13 protein-coding genes and 1 pseudogene are annotated in these 14418 nt (G+C 60.0%); 9 read left to right on the plus strand and 5 right to left on the minus strand.

Going from position 1 to position 14418, the window contains the following annotated elements; genetic code table 11:
* Nucleotides 1-29: 29 nt before the first annotated feature.
* From tolB to CBB91_RS03585, 6 genes are all read left to right on the plus strand, one after another.
* The gene (gene tolB / locus CBB91_RS03560; RefSeq protein ID WP_035547653.1) at nucleotides 30-1385 is read left to right on the plus strand and encodes a Tol-Pal system beta propeller repeat protein TolB; all 1356 of its coding nucleotides are present in this window, start codon (nucleotides 30-32) and stop codon (nucleotides 1383-1385) included.
* Nucleotides 1386-1609: 224 nt separating this feature from the next.
* Nucleotides 1610-2161: a peptidoglycan-associated lipoprotein Pal gene (gene pal / locus CBB91_RS03565; protein WP_035547650.1), complete on the plus strand. Its 552-nt coding sequence runs from the start codon at nucleotides 1610-1612 to the stop codon at nucleotides 2159-2161.
* Between the two features lie 99 nt (nucleotides 2162-2260).
* Nucleotides 2261-3256 carry a tol-pal system protein YbgF gene (gene ybgF, locus CBB91_RS03570; RefSeq protein WP_273012093.1) on the plus strand — a complete coding sequence of 332 codons (996 nt, stop codon included), beginning with the start codon at nucleotides 2261-2263 and terminating at the stop codon, nucleotides 3254-3256.
* Nucleotides 3257-3275: 19 nt separating this feature from the next.
* Nucleotides 3276-4298 carry a tRNA lysidine(34) synthetase TilS gene (gene tilS / locus CBB91_RS03575; RefSeq protein ID WP_273012095.1) on the plus strand — a complete coding sequence of 341 codons (1023 nt, stop codon included), beginning with the start codon at nucleotides 3276-3278 and terminating at the stop codon, nucleotides 4296-4298.
* A gap of 93 nt (nucleotides 4299-4391) precedes the next feature.
* On the plus strand, nucleotides 4392-6314 hold the full coding sequence (ftsH, locus tag CBB91_RS03580) for an ATP-dependent zinc metalloprotease FtsH (RefSeq protein ID WP_273012096.1): 1923 nt from the start codon (nucleotides 4392-4394) through the stop codon (nucleotides 6312-6314).
* A gap of 207 nt (nucleotides 6315-6521) precedes the next feature.
* Nucleotides 6522-7118: a GNAT family N-acetyltransferase gene (locus tag CBB91_RS03585; protein ID WP_345906719.1), complete on the plus strand. Its 597-nt coding sequence runs from the start codon at nucleotides 6522-6524 to the stop codon at nucleotides 7116-7118.
* On the opposite strand, the gene CBB91_RS03590 is transcribed toward CBB91_RS03585, so the two are convergent.
* The 4 genes from CBB91_RS03590 to sdhC form a co-directional block, all read right to left on the minus strand.
* Nucleotides 7115-7897: a succinate dehydrogenase iron-sulfur subunit gene (locus tag CBB91_RS03590; protein ID WP_273012098.1), complete on the minus strand. Its 783-nt coding sequence runs from the start codon at nucleotides 7895-7897 to the stop codon at nucleotides 7115-7117. The genes CBB91_RS03585 and CBB91_RS03590 overlap by 4 nt on opposite strands.
* 21 nt (nucleotides 7898-7918) lie before the next feature.
* Complete coding sequence (sdhA, locus tag CBB91_RS03595; protein ID WP_273012100.1) at nucleotides 7919-9706, minus strand: succinate dehydrogenase flavoprotein subunit; 1788 nt, start codon at nucleotides 9704-9706, stop codon at nucleotides 7919-7921.
* Between the two features lie 22 nt (nucleotides 9707-9728).
* Nucleotides 9729-10124 (minus strand): succinate dehydrogenase, hydrophobic membrane anchor protein, encoded by a 396-nt coding sequence (gene sdhD, locus CBB91_RS03600; RefSeq protein ID WP_035547638.1) that lies wholly within the window; start codon nucleotides 10122-10124, stop codon nucleotides 9729-9731.
* Between the two features lie 12 nt (nucleotides 10125-10136).
* Complete coding sequence (sdhC, locus tag CBB91_RS03605; RefSeq protein WP_035547636.1) at nucleotides 10137-10535, minus strand: succinate dehydrogenase, cytochrome b556 subunit; 399 nt, start codon at nucleotides 10533-10535, stop codon at nucleotides 10137-10139.
* A gap of 96 nt (nucleotides 10536-10631) precedes the next feature.
* On the opposite strand from sdhC, the gene CBB91_RS03610 reads away from it, so the two are divergent.
* On the plus strand, nucleotides 10632-12380 hold the full coding sequence (locus CBB91_RS03610) for a DUF885 domain-containing protein (RefSeq protein WP_273012102.1): 1749 nt from the start codon (nucleotides 10632-10634) through the stop codon (nucleotides 12378-12380).
* Nucleotides 12381-12386: 6 nt separating this feature from the next.
* On the plus strand, nucleotides 12387-13103 hold the full coding sequence (locus CBB91_RS03615) for a type 1 glutamine amidotransferase (protein WP_273012104.1): 717 nt from the start codon (nucleotides 12387-12389) through the stop codon (nucleotides 13101-13103).
* Here CBB91_RS03615 and CBB91_RS03620 read toward each other — a convergent pair.
* The gene (locus CBB91_RS03620; RefSeq protein WP_273012105.1) at nucleotides 13100-13873 is read right to left on the minus strand and encodes an outer membrane beta-barrel protein; all 774 of its coding nucleotides are present in this window, start codon (nucleotides 13871-13873) and stop codon (nucleotides 13100-13102) included. The two genes, CBB91_RS03615 and CBB91_RS03620, sit on opposite strands and share 4 nt — an antisense overlap.
* Nucleotides 13874-14048: 175 nt before the next feature.
* Here CBB91_RS03620 and CBB91_RS03625 point away from each other — a divergent pair.
* A pseudogene (locus tag CBB91_RS03625) lies at nucleotides 14049-14418 on the plus strand (phosphomannomutase/phosphoglucomutase); the annotation flags it as partial.

Below are 14418 nucleotides of genomic sequence, written 5' to 3' on the forward strand. Positions count from 1 at the left end.
CTGAACCGAGATTCTGAGGAGACTTTCAAATGACCCGCATCCTGACAGCGCTAATGCTGGTCCTCCTGACGCCATTTGGCCTCGCCATGCCTGCCGCTGCGCAGCTGCAGGTCCGCGTCGATGAGGGCAATTTCCAGCCCACACCCCTGGCTATCCCGGACTTTGAAGTTCGCGGCACGAACGCTGAAATGGCAGAGGACATCGCCGATGTTGTCCGCGCCGATCTGGAATCGACCGGCCTGTTCGACATTCAGAACCCGGCCTCCTTCATCCAGAAGGATCTGTCGATTGATGTTCAGCCACGCTTCCCGGACTGGCGCATCATCCAGACCGAAGGTCTTGTGGTGGGCGCGTATGAGGAATTGCCGGACGGCAAGATCGCGGTCTCGTTCCGCCTTTGGGACGTTTATGGCGGTGAAGTCATGCGCATCAATGGCCAGCCGGGCCGCCGCCTGACGACCACGCCGGACAATTGGCGCCGCATTGCGCACAAGATTGCCGACTCGATCTATACGCGCCTGACCGGCGAAGATCCGTATTTCGATACGCGCATCGTTTACATTGCGGAGACCGGCCCGAAGACCGAGCGCGTGAAGCGCCTGGCGATCATGGATGCCGATGGTGCGAACCAGCAATATCTGACCGGTGGCACGAACACCGTGCTGACGCCGCGCTTCAGCCCGTCGGCGCAGGAAATCACCTACATGTCCTATGAAGGCGGGCGCCCGCGCGTCTATCTCTTCAATATCGAGACAGGCCGTCAGGAATTGCTCGGCAACTTCCCCGGCATGACGTTCGCGCCGCGCTTCTCCCGGGATGGGGAAAGCGTTCTGCTCACCCAGGCGCAGGGCGGTAATTCCGACATCTATCTGATGAACCTCCAGACGCGCCAGTCGCGCCGCCTGACGGATCATCCGGCGATTGATACCTCGCCGTCCATGTCGCCGGATGGGCGGGGCATTGTCTTCACGTCCGACCGGGGTGGCAGCCCACAGCTCTACATCATGAATACCGATGGCAGCCCGCGCACCTGCCCGTCAGGTGGTCGTGACGTGGCATGCCGGATCACCTTCAATAAAGGCCAGTATTCCACGCCGGTCTGGAGCCCGCGNGGCGATCTGGTCGCCTTCACGAAGCAGCTTGGTGGCCGCTTTTATATCGGTGTCATCGGCACGGACGGCAAAGGCGAGCGNCTTCTGACCGAATCGTATCTGGATGAAGGTCCGGACTGGTCTCCGAATGGCCGCGTGATCGTGTATTTCCGCGAGAGCCGCCCCGGCGCAGGACCGCAGCTCTGGTCGGTGGACCTGTCTGGCCGGAATGAGCGCCGTCTGCCGACGCAAACAGATGCGTCTGACCCGGCCTGGTCGCCGTTGTTGCAATAATTTCATACACTTCGTCCCNGGTTTTTATCCGGGGGCGTTGCTTTTTGGAGATAAACCGTCAAAATATCGCGAAATCGGGGTTGCTGCTCTGCTTCCGCCCGATTGTCGCCCGAATTCTGTCAGAATATGGAGACAGATACCCGCTACATCCGGCACAACGTTGACAAACGCCAGCCGTACGGCGTCAATTAGCACTCAGGACATCCAGGGGAGTCTGAATAGCAATGAATACCACTTTCAAACTTGCAGCTGCTGCAGCAGTTGTTCTTTCCATCAGCGCATGTGCATCCCAGCCGGAGCCTGTCGAACAGGTTGAAGAACCGGCACCGGTAGAAGTTGCCGAACCGGCACCTGCTCCGGCACCCGTCGTTGAAGAGCCTGCCGCACCGGCTGGCCCGCTCGCAGGGTCTCTCGAAGACTTCCGCGTCAATGTTGGCGAGCGCGTTTACTTTGACCTCAACGGCTACCGCCTCGACGTCGACGATCAGGAAGTCCTGAAGCGTCAGGCGGCCTGGCTGTCTTCTTACCCAGCTGTTCGCATCATCGTGGCAGGCAACTGCGACGAGCGCGGCACGCGTGAGTACAACCTTGCCCTCGGCGAGCGTCGTGCATCCATCGTGAAGGACTATCTGGTCAGCCTCGGCGTCGACCCGTCCCGCATCGACACGATCTCCTACGGTAAAGAGCGCCCGATCGCTGCTGGTTCTGACGAGCAAGCATGGGCACTGAACCGGAACGGCTTCACGCAAATCGTTTCCGGCGCGACCACAAGCTAAGCTTTCTGTCGCGAATAGCTTCACAAGATGCAGCCGGGTGCCTTAATTTGGCCCCGGCTGTTTTCGTATGAATCCAAGAAATCCTCCGGAGGCTCATCCATGTTCAAAGCGCCCGCTCTTGTCCTCGCCAGCCTGTGCCTCGTGGCCAGCCCTGCCATCGCTCAGCGGAGTGCGCCGATCACTCAGGGCGTGACGAGTTCAGATCTTTCCCAGCAGGTGGCGCAGGCGCGTCAACAGAGCGCTCAGGTGCAGGTTGAGGTAAACGGCCTGACCGGCGATGTGATGCAGCTGACGGGCCGCGTTGAAACCCTGGAGTTCCAGCTTCAGCAATCGCGCGAGCAGACCGAAAACCTCCAACGCGACAATGAAGCCCTGATTGACGAGATTGATGATCTGCGCACCCAGCTGGACGCGCAGTCTGAGGACATGGCCGCATTGAAATCCTTCATGGCGTCAGCTGGCCTGATGCCGGAAACCGAGCCGACACCGGACGGTATGACGGGCGCGTTCCCGGATGATGCGATGACGGGTCTCGGCGATTCTGCGGCATCCGGCCCGCGCCGCCTCAACGGGCTGAGCGAAATGCCGGAGCCTGAACCTGAATCCCAATCCGGACCTACGCGCCTGACACCTGCCAGCACCCTTGCAGANAATGACGCGCTTCCGGAAGGCTCACTCGGCACCATTCCTGCCAGCGCGTTGCCGGGGGAGGCGGGGCCATTGTTCGCACTCGCCAAGTCTCGCCTGATCCAGTTCGACTATGCGGGCGCAGAAGAAGCGTTCCGGGCTTTCCTTGACCGGTTCGGAGATGATCCGCAGGCGGGAGAAGCGCATTACTGGTTGGGAGAGTCGCTTTACCAGCAGAAGGCCTATGCTGATAGCGGCGCGGCCTATACGACCATGATCCGCTCTTATCCGGATGATCCGCGTGCCCCTGATGCGCTTGTGAAGCTCGCCCGCGCAATGCGCCTGATCGGTGACAAGGAAAAGGCCTGCCTGGCGCTCGGCACCTTGCCGAGCCGGTATCCCAATGCCTCCGGCGTGACACGTGACCTGGCCGCGGTGGAGCGCACCAAGTCCGGTTGCGACAACTGATTTGCACGTCTGACGTCTGATGGACCTGTTTGACCGGCTCTGCGGCAAGGCCACAGGGCCGGTTGGCGTTGCGGTCTCAGGTGGCAGCGATTCCCTCGCACTGCTTGTCCTCGCGCATGAATGGGCGGAGCAGTCCGGTCGGGCGCTTGTCGCGTTCACGGTCGATCACAGATTGCGCCCGGAAGCCGCTGACGAAGCCCGCGCGGTGGCAGAGATTTGTGCAGGCCTCAATGTGCCCCATCAGACACTGGTCTGGCGTACCCCGAAAGGGAAGCAGGCACCGGCCCGGCGGGCCCGTCACGCGCTGATGGCTGAGGCGCTGCGGGCCGAGGGCGGCACGCACCTTCTTCTGGGGCACACGGCCGATGATCAGGTTGAGACTTTCCTGATGCGCGCCCGGCAAGGGTCCACCTGGTATGGATTGGCGGGTATGCAGCCCATCGCGCTGTCGCCCGTCTGGCCGGAAGGGCAGGGCGTGCGGATTGCCCGTCCGGTTCTGAAGCGCTCGCGCGCGGATTTGCGGGAGGAACTGGAACGGCGCGGCGTCGACTGGATCGACGACCCTTCCAATCGAAATCCGGCCTATGAACGCGTGCGGGTTCGCACCTTGCTGGCAGGGCAAGACCGGCTGAAAACCCGAATCCTTGCCTGTCAGGCCCGGCTTCAGGATCTGCGGCGGCTCGAAGAACGACTGATTGCACACTGGATGCGCGAACAGGTTTCGATCGATGGCGAAGGTGTGTTCCGGCTTGATTTGTCGGGACTGCCGGAGGAGCGCCTGATCCGCGCCTTGGGCGTGATGCTACAGATTGTTGGAGGGCGTGAGACGCCGCCGCGAAAGGATGCGGTGGAGCCGCTTGCCATGCGGCTGACCAGTGATGAGCCCTTCTCGGGCGCGACGCTTGGCGGCGTCATGATCTATCGCAATCGCGATGATGTAAGTCTTGCGCCCGAGCCAGAGGTTTCAGGCGATGCTGCAGAGGAAAAGCTGGCTCGTGCCCGGTTCGCAGCAATTCGCAGCCTGTATGGCGCCGGTACGTGACAAAACAGCCATTTTAAGAGCTTTTGAGTCGTTTTCGTGCCATAAGCTTCCTATCTTACGGAACGAACACCGGAATCTGGAGCGAGACGCGATATGAACGTCAGGAATTTGGCTATCTGGGGCGCCATTGCCCTCCTGGTCATCGGCATGGCCGTGGCCATGGGTGGTAACCCGCAGGCGGCCCGGGCCGAGAAGGCCAAACTGTCCGTAATCTATGAGCTGGTCGAGGACGGCAAAATTGCCGATGCGACGCTCGGAGATCAGCGCATAATTGTTACGACGACCGATGGCCGGACCATGGTCAGCGAGCTGCGCTCTCTCGACATGACGACCCAGCAATTCCTGGAAGAAAACCAGGTGCCGTTTACGGTGGATGCTGACAGCGGCCAGAACACGTTCGCATCGCTGATTTTCTCCATTCTTCCCATCCTGCTGATTGTCGGCTTTGTCTTCTTCATGATGCGCCAGATGCAGTCTGGCGGCGGTCGCGGTGCAATGAGCTTTGGCAAGAGCCGCGCGCGCCTGCTGACCGAAAAGCATGGCCGCGTCACATTTGATGACGTTGCCGGCGTGGATGAAGCGAAGGAAGAATTGCAGGAGATTGTCGAATTCCTTCAGGATCCGTCGAAATTCCAGCGTCTTGGCGGCAAGATTCCAAAAGGCGCGCTTCTGGTGGGGCCTCCGGGAACTGGTAAGACGCTGCTGGCTCGCGCTGTTGCGGGTGAAGCCGGCGTGCCCTTCTTCACAATCTCCGGTTCGGACTTTGTCGAAATGTTTGTGGGTGTTGGCGCAAGCCGGGTCCGCGACATGTTCGAGCAGGCAAAACGCTCTGCGCCNTGCATCATCTTCATCGATGAGATCGACGCAGTNGGCCGCTCGCGCGGTGCCGGTCTTGGCGGCGGNAATGACGAACGCGAACAGACGCTCAACCAGTTGCTGGTCGAGATGGACGGNTTNGAAGCCAATGAAGGCATCATCCTGATCGCAGCGACGAACCGCCCGGACGTTCTGGACCCGGCCCTGTTNCGTCCTGGNCGTTTNGACCGNCAGGTGACCGTCGGCAATCCGGACATNATGGGCCGCGANAANATCCTGCGCGTTCACATGCGNAATGTNCCGCTGGCNAAAGANGTCGACGCGAAGACNATTNCGCGCGGNACGCCNGGCTTCTCGGGNGCNGACCTNGCGAACCTCGTGAACGAGGCTGCCCTGCTTGCGGCCCGTCGCGGCAAGCGCGTGGTCGCCATGCAGGAATTCGAAGACGCCAAGGACAAGGTGCTGATGGGGCCGGAACGCCGCTCCATGGTCATGTCCGAAAAGGAAAAGGAACTCACCGCCTGGCACGAGGCGGGCCACGCCATTGTGGCGCTGAAAGTGCCTGCGGCAGATCCGGTNCACAAGGCGACGATCATCCCGCGCGGACGCGCACTCGGCATGGTNATGCAGCTGCCGGAAGACGANAAGCTGTCCATGTCCAAGATCGAGATGACCTCTCGTCTGGCCATCATGATGGGTGGCCGCGTGGCGGAGGAACTGAAATTCGGTGACGACAATGTCACCGCCGGTGCGGCATCGGATATCCAGCAGGCGACACGTCTGGCTCGCGCCATGGTTACGCGCTGGGGCTTTGCAGATGCCGTCGGCCCGGTCGACTATGGCGATGATCAGGGCGATGTGTTCCTTGGCCAGCAACTCATGCAGTCATCTCACGTGTCCGAAGAAACATCTCGCAAGATCGAGGAAGAAGTTCGTACGCTGATCCAGACNGGCATGGANGATGCGCGTCGCATCATGACGGATTATCGTGGCGAGTGGGAAGCGATNGCGACCGGCCTGCTTGAATATGAGACGCTGACGGGCGAAGAAATTGCCGAACTGTTGAAAGGCAATCCGCCTTCGCGGCCGGATCTTGGCGATGATGATTCCTCGCCGGGCTCTGCCGTTCCCGTGATCGGCAAGCGGCGCAAGCCGAAAGGTGATGGCGGTCTTGGAGACCCGGAGCCGAACCCGGTCTGACAGGTTAAGCTCAAGTGACAAAACTCGAAAAGCGCGGCCAGGTCGGTCGCGCTTTTTGCGTTTCTGGAAGTGCTTGCCTTTGAGGATAGGGGCACTACCGTTGTGAGGCGAATCCGGAACGAACATTCCGCTCGGGATTTATGCGTTGGAGCCATCGGCACAGGTGAGCCGACTGGTGGGAACTCTAGACGGAGGCTGGCAGGCCTTATGTGTAACGCTCCGCTTCAGGTCTCTCTGGATACTGGCCATGATGTGTTGCTGCGGCCCGTCGGGATCGAGGATGAGTCGAAGTTCCAGCAAATCTTCCGGGCAATGTCTCCGGAATCCCGCTACCTGCGATTTTTCAGCGGGGCGAACCCTGTGCCGGATGCGGTGGTCCGGTCCCTTGCTGATGCAGACGGGCACAAGCATATCGCCTGGGGCATTCTGGATGAGGGCGAGGATGGNNCGCCGTTGATGGCTGCGGCCCATGCGATACGCAGTGAAGAGGGGAGCGACCGGGCGGAACTGGCGCTGGGTGTGCTGGACCAGTATCAGGCGCATGGCCTCTCACGGCTTTTGATCGCGTCTGTTGCCCTGTCCTGCCGGGCGCGCGGCATCATCACGCTAGAGGCGGAAACGCTGCCGGAAAACCGCAAGGCAAATAGCCTGTTCAAGGCGCTGGGCGGGAAAGTGATCCGGCCCATGCCGCCAACGACACTCTGGGAGTTTGATGTCGCCCAATTGATCGAAACCCTCCGAACGATGGAACGTCCGGAGGGTTTGCGAAAAGTCTTTGCCGTGAATGCTGGCGGGACCGCTTAGGATACCCGCTCCACCATCATGTGCTTGATCTTGGCGATGGCCTTGGCCGGGTTCAGGCCTTTCGGGCAGACCTGCGCNCAGTTCATGATTGTGTGGCAGCGATACAGTTTNAACGGATCTTCCAGATCGTCCAGACGCTCGCCGGTGGCTTCATCGCGGCTATCGATCAGCCAGCGATAGGCCTGAAGCAGGGCCGCCGGGCCGAGATACTTGTCGCCATTCCACCAATAGGACGGGCAGGAAGTCGTGCAGGATGCGCAGAGGATGCATTCGTAAAGGCCGTTCAGCTCTTCACGGTCTTCCTCGGATTGCTTCCATTCCTTTTCAGGCTCTGGCGTCACCGTTTTCAGGTAGGGCTGCACATAGGCGTGCTGCGCGTAGAAATTGGTCAGGTCCGGGATCAGGTCTTTCACCACCGGCTGGTGGGGNAGGGGCGCGATCGAGATTACGCCGCCCGGCAATTCGTCAAAGCCNTTGGTGCAGGCAATCGTGTTCTGCCCGGCAATGTTCATTGCGCAGGACCCACACACGCCTTCGCGGCAGGAGCGNCGGAAGGCCAAAGTCGGGTCAATGGTGTTCTTGATGTAGAACAGCACGTCCAGGATCATCGTGCCGGCCTTGTCCATGTCTACCCAGTAGACATCCCAGCGCGGATTGCCGCNCTCTTCGGGGCTGTAGCGATAGATCTTGAACTGGCGAAGATTGGTCGCGCCTTGCGGCTTTGGCCANGTCTTGCCTTTTTTAGGCGCGGAGCCTTTGGGGAGGGTAAGCTGTACCATGTCTTGCGTGCCTTGCTGTCCTTAGTACACCCGGGCCTTCGGCTCGATGTAGCTGATTTCGTTCGAGAGCGTGTAATTGTGCACTTCGCGATAGTCGATCGTGACCTTGCCGGCCTCGTCACACCAAGCGAGCGTGTGCTTCATCCACTTCTCGTCATCGCGCTCGGAATAGTCTTCGCGGGCATGGGCACCGCGGCTTTCTTCCCGNTTGGCNGCCGAATTCACGGTGACGGCGGCCTGAGCGATNAGGTTGTCGAATTCGAGGGCTTCGAGAAGATCGGTATTCCAGACCATGCCGCGGTCTTTCACNTCGATGCCCGGAGCCTTCTTGTAGACTTCCTCAATGGCGTCGACACCGTCCTTCAGAACGTCGCCTGTGCGGAACACCGCGCAATTGTTCTGCATACCCTTCTGCATTTCCAGGCGCAGCTTGGCGACCGGCTGGTCGCCGGTTGCGTTGCGCAGGCGGTCCAGGCGCTCAAGATGCTTGTCGGTTGCGCCTTTTGGCAGTTCCGGCTGGGTNGCCCCGGCTTCGGTGGTCGCGCCGCAGCGCTGGCCGGCTGCGCGGCCGAACACAACNAGGTCGATCAGGGAGTTGGAACCGAGACGGTTGGCGCCATGCACGGACACACAGGCCGCTTCGCCAACAGCCATCAGGCCTGGCACCACGGAGTCCGGATCGCCATTCTTCTTGGTCAGCACTTCACCGTGATAATTGGTCGGGATGCCGCCCATNTTGTAGTGAACGGTTGGCAGNACCGGGATCGGCTCTTTCGTGACGTCGACGCCTGCGAAGATTTTCGCGGTCTCGGAGATGCCGGGCAGGCGCGCTGCCAGCACATCTGCGCCGAGATGCTCAAGGTGCAGGTGGATGTGGTCTTTCTCTGCGCCAACGCCGCGACCTTCGCGGATTTCCATCGTCATCGCGCGGGAGACAACATCGCGGGAGGCGAGGTCTTTTGCGGATGGGGCATAACGCTCCATGAAGCGCTCACCTTCGGAATTGGTCAGGTATCCGCCTTCGCCGCGGGAGCCTTCGGTGATCAGGCAGCCGGACCCGTAGATGCCGGTTGGGTGGAACTGNACGAATTCCATGTCCTGCAGCGGCAGGCCGGCGCGCAGCACCATGGCGTTGCCGTCGCCCGTACATGTGTGGGCAGAGGTACACGAGAAGAAGGCACGTCCGTATCCGCCAGTTGCCAGGACAACNTTTTGCGCGCGGAACCGGTGAAGCGTGCCGTCATCCAGTTTCCANGCCGTNACACCGCGGCAGGCGCCTTCCTCATCCATGATCAGGTCGAGCGCGAAATANTCGATGAAGAATTCGGTCTCTTCCTTGACGCACTGGCCATACAGCGTGTGCAGCATGGCGTGGCCGGTCCGGTCAGCCGCAGCGCAGGTACGTTGTACCGGGCCCTTGCCGAATTCGCGGGTCATGCCGCCGAATGCACGCTGGTAGATCTTGCCTTCATCGGTNCGGGAGAAGGGCATGCCCCAATGCTCCAGCTCGTAAACAGCGGCGGGCGCTTCACGGCAGAGATATTCAATCGCGTCCTGGTCGCCCAGCCAGTCAGACCCTTTGACGGTGTCGTACATGTGCCAGCGCCAGTCATCCTCACCCATATTGCCNAGCGAGGCAGCGATGCCGCCCTGTGCGGCAACCGTGTGGGAGCGCGTTGGGAAAACTTTGGAGATACAGGCGGTTTTCAGGCCGGCCTGTGCGGCGCCCAGGGCAGCACGGAGGCCAGAGCCGCCAGCGCCCACAACCACGACATCATATGTATGGTCGATCCAGGTGTAATTGCTCATCTTGTTGCTTCTCCCGCGGGCTCTAGGCGCCCGCGCCAATCCAGAGTTTGAGAACCGAAAGAGCCACAGTCACGAACAGCGCGATGCACACGAAGCTGTTCAGGATCAGCAGGGCCGACTTGGTTCCCGTTTTTGCGATATAGTCCTCGACGACCACCTGCATACCGATACGCATGTGGTAGAACGCCGCGCCGGCGGTCAGTATCAGCAGGATGGCGTTCCACGGCTTTGCGGCCCAGGCCTGAGCAGAGGCGAGGTCACCGCCCATCGCATTGATGATGGAGAAGACGAACCACGGGACGAGGAAGATCAGCGCAATCGCGGAGACGCGCTGGCGGATATGGGTTTCGGTGCCCGACTTGGCAGAGCCGAGACCGCGGGCCGCCTTGGCGGGCGTGATGAAATTGTTCGATGCCATGTCAGTCGCCCCTTAAAGCCAGGTGGCAGCAGCAAAAATTGCCGCGGCACCAATGATGGAGAAGAGGTAGATGAACACCGAAACCGTGCTGGCGGTCTTCGGGTCAAATCCGACATGTGGTCCGTCCCAGAGCAGGTGACGAATGCCGTTCAGGAAGTGGTACATGACCGCCACAGCCCAGAGGAACAGGATGACCTGACCATACCAGGCGGACACGATGTCTTCGATCACGCTGTACCAGCCTGCGCTGGTTGCGAGGGCAATGATCCATGCTGTGATGAGGAATGTTCCGAAATACAGGGCCATGCCCGTAAACCGGTGTGTGATGGACGCAGCCATCGTGATGTGGAACCGCCAAATCTGAAGATGAGGCGACAATGGGCGCGTATCTGCCCGTGTAGTGCTTGTCATGAGGGAATGACCTTGCTTGCCTGCAATGAATGCTTTGGCTTGGGTTCTAGGTTTCTCTATGCTTCTGTCAACGGCACAGGGCGTGGGAGCGACAATATGAAACCTTTTCTTTTTGCAGTGGCTTTCGGTGGGCTGGCCAGCGTTGCCGTCGCGGACCCACTGGACACGCTCGTGCCTGAATATGAGGCCTATGTAGATGCCAACAGCCCCGAAGGCGCTGCGCGCACGGCAGGTCTGGCNCCNGATCGCTGGTCTGATGTGACGCCTGAAGCGATTGCTGAGCAGGCCGATGCGGCGAGAGCCTTGTTGGAAGAAGTGCAAAAAGCTGAAACTGAGCGNGAGATAGATCAGGCCATCCTGATCCGGCTGCTCGACTCGGATATCGTATGGGCAGAGACCGATTCGGCGCGCATACCGTTTGTCGGGGATTGGGGGTTTCAGGCAGAGCCGGTTTTTGCAGCCCTGCGGGTAAATCTCGACAGCGAGGCGGCCGCTGAAGCCTGGATCGCGCGCCTGAATGACGTGCCGCGATACTTTGATGAGAATATCGCAAACATGCGCCGGGGGATCGAGACAGGCTGGACCGCGCACAAGGATCCGCTGGACACGGTGATCGCGCAAATTCGAGAGCAGGTTGTGGATGATCCGGCGGAAAGCGACCTTTATGCGCCGTTCCTGTCCCTGCCTGAAAATATGGACCCGGCGGTTGCCGAGCGACTGAAGGCTGAAGGCCTGACTGCGACGCGGCGCGCAATGGATGCCTATCTGGANGCCTGGCGGTTCCTCGAAATCGAGTACAAACCCTATCTGAGACAGGGCGCAGGCATTGCGGGCCTCGANAACGGTCAATCCGTTTATGCGGCGATGGTTGAATACCATACGGCGGGCGCGGGGGATTCGCCGGTTGAGATCCACCAGCTTGGCCTCAGCGAAGTTGCGCGGATCCGTTCTGAAATGGAGGCGATCATTGCTGAAATCGGCTTTGAGGGGAGTTTCGAGGAATTTCTGACCCATCTGAGGACAGATCCGAAATTCTATGCGCAATCCGCTGACGAGTTGATGGCGGCAGCAGAAGAGATTTCATCGCGTCTGCGGGCCAGTCTGCCAGACTATTTCGGGAATCTGCCAGAGCTGGAGTTTGAGGTGCAGCCTGTGCCGGACGCGATTGCGCCGGGCTATACAACAGGCCGCTATGTATCCGGCGATCCGGAGGAGGGTCGGCTGGGCATTTACCTTGTGAATACCTACGCCCTCGACCAGCGACCGCTCTATGAGCTGCCCGCCTTGTCAGCGCATGAGGCCGTGCCAGGGCATCACCTTCAGATCGCCCTTGCCCAGGAAATGAGTGATCAGCCGAAATTCCGGCAGGACTATTACGCGACCGCCTTTGGCGAAGGGTGGGGTCTGTATGCAGAACGGATTGCGGGTGAAGCGGGCATCTATCGCACGCCCTATGAGCGGTTCGGGGCGCTGTCCTATGAAATGTGGCGCGCGTGCCGTCTCGTGGCCGATACGGGACTGCACTGGTATGGCTGGACCCGAAGCGCAGCTGAAGCCTGTTTCATCGAGAATTCCGCCTTGGCGCCGCTCAACATTCAGACCGAAGTGACGCGCTATATAGGCTGGCCGGGGCAGGCCGTGGCCTACAAGGTCGGGGAACTCAAGATCCGCGAATTGCGCGCGCGCGCCGACGCCTCATTGGGCGACTCGTTTGATGTGCGGGAATTTCATGATGCGCTTCTTGCAGAAGGCGCTGTGCCGCTCGATGTAATGGAGGCGCGCATTGATGACTGGATCGCCGCGCAACATTCCACCGCTTCAAACACCGATACGCTTGCAGACTGATCCCCAATGAAATTGACCATTATCGAGACCGGACTCGTGCCCGAGGCCATTCGGGCGGACTTTGTCGACTATCCCGAGATGTTCCGGGACCTGATCTCGGTGGCCAGTCCTGACATGGAGTTCGAGACAGTTTCGGTGATCAAGGGCGAGGCCCTGCCCGATCCGTCGACGTTGGAAGGTATCCTGATCACAGGCTCGCCGGCGGGCGTTTATGATGACTTTCCATGGATCGCGCCGCTTGAGGACTTCATCCGAGGGGCGGCGAAGGCTGGCGTTCCGCAAGTGGGCATCTGTTTCGGCCACCAGATCATGGCCGAGGCATTGGGCGGCAAGGTGATCAAGTCGCCAAAAGGGTGGGGGATTGGCCTGCACACCTACGAGATGAAAGCCTGTCCGGACTGGATGGAGGGCAATTGCCCGGCGACTATATCGGTGCCGGTGAGCCATCAGGACCAGGTGGTGGAGTTGCCGCCGGGCGCAAGCGTATTGGCGAGATCAGACTTCACCCCAATGGCAGCCATAGATTACGGCAAGACGCCAGCGGTCTCGTTTCAGTGCCATCCTGAATTCAATGCCGAGTATTCCGCCGCGCTCTACCGCAGTCGAAAAGGGCGGCCCCTGACAGAGGCCGCCGTTCATGGGGCAATCGAGAGCCTCAACGCGCCTCTGGACAATCAGCGGCTGGGCGTCTGGATCGCAAACTTTCTGTCATCCGTGCGTTAGCCGAAACGATAGCGTACGCCGACCGTGAACAGGTTCTGTTGGTTCTCGATTTCGAGATTGCCGGGGAAGAGGTCATTGTTGACCTCAATGTCTTCGGTCGCCCGGTAGGCATATTCGCCATAGACTTCCCAGGTTTCTGACGCCAGCCAAGTCAAACCGGCCTTGAGCTGGTAGGCAAATTTGGTCTCGCCATCATCAATTACGCCAACGCCTGATGGGTTGTGTTGTACGTCCACATCGGAAAAGCCGATGCCGGCGCCCGCATAGGGCTGGACCGTGCCGGCGCTGTTGAAGTCATAGTACAGGTTCGCAAAGACAGAGGTGCTTGAAATGTCACCCCGACCGTCTGCGACGACATCCGCGACGGTTGCGCCGAGGGGCGTCGGGCTGCCCGCGATGGACGCGGCGTCGAGGGCATCAATGCTGCCGCCGCCGAGTGTAACGCCGGTATGAGTGTCGACATCGGCGCTGGAGTAGGCGAGTTCAACTGCGCCGCGGAAACCATTGCCATAGCGTGCGCCGACTTCAGCGCTGAAACCTGTGCCATTATCGAATTCCGTGTTCCAGCCATATGGCGTGCCAGCGGCGACATCGAGTGTCGTTCCGTCACCAAGATCACCGGTGGTGAACGCGCCGGTCGTGCCAGAATTGTCGCTGTCTGACTGATTCAGGTAGCTGACTGATCCGGCAGCGTACCAGTCCTGGGCCATGGCGGGAACGGCGAGCAAAGCCGCCACGGAGATGGTAACCGATATGTGTGAGAGTTTCATGGGGGGTTCCTCAATGACAGGGTTGGTGTCATCAGGGAGTACGAACCGAGTGAAAGATCGGATGATTAATAAAGAGTCATGTTTTGACGCCTATGGCGCACCTCATGCATATCCTAATCGAAATGATACACTCGACGTGTAGGGACGCATTAAGCCTGGAGACACAAGACTCATGATGCCCAAACCATTGGCTGATATTCAGCCGAACACGCTGGAATTTGAAATTCTTCCGCTCGTGAAGCCGACCGGCTTTCGTGAATATGATGCTCGGTGGTGGTTCAACGGCATTGGCAAGGAAAAAGCGCCTGAGCTGAACCTGACCGGCGTGCAGGCGCTGGGCCTTGGCATGGCGACGCTCTTCCATGAACTGGGCGTGGAACCGAAAGTGGTAACCGGCCACGATTTCCGCTCTATCAGCCAACCGATCAAGAACGCGCTGATCCTCGGCCTGGTGCAGGGCGGATGTGAAGTCCTGGATGTGGGGCTGGCCCTCTCGCCAATGGTGTACTGGAGCCAATTCGAGCTGGACGTGCCATGCTGTGCAA

The sequence above is a fragment of the Hyphomonas sp. TMED31 genome (assembly GCF_002172815.1).
Classification (GTDB): Bacteria; Pseudomonadota; Alphaproteobacteria; order Caulobacterales; family Hyphomonadaceae; genus Hyphomonas; species Hyphomonas atlantica.

Excerpts from the sequence above, each read along its gene's own strand:
- pal (WP_035547650.1), top strand. The coding sequence starts at position 1,610 with ATGAATACCACTTTCAAACTTGCAGCTGCTGCAGCAGTTGTTCTTTCC.
- tilS (WP_273012095.1), top strand. The coding sequence starts at position 3,276 with ATGGACCTGTTTGACCGGCTCTGCGGCAAGGCCACAGGGCCGGTTGGC.
- sdhD (WP_035547638.1), bottom strand. The coding sequence starts at position 10,124 with ATGGCATCGAACAATTTCATCACGCCCGCCAAGGCGGCCCGCGGTCTC.
- sdhC (WP_035547636.1), bottom strand. The coding sequence starts at position 10,535 with ATGACAAGCACTACACGGGCAGATACGCGCCCATTGTCGCCTCATCTT.
- CBB91_RS03615 (WP_273012104.1), top strand. The coding sequence starts at position 12,387 with ATGAAATTGACCATTATCGAGACCGGACTCGTGCCCGAGGCCATTCGG.
- CBB91_RS03620 (WP_273012105.1), bottom strand. The coding sequence starts at position 13,873 with ATGAAACTCTCACACATATCGGTTACCATCTCCGTGGCGGCTTTGCTC.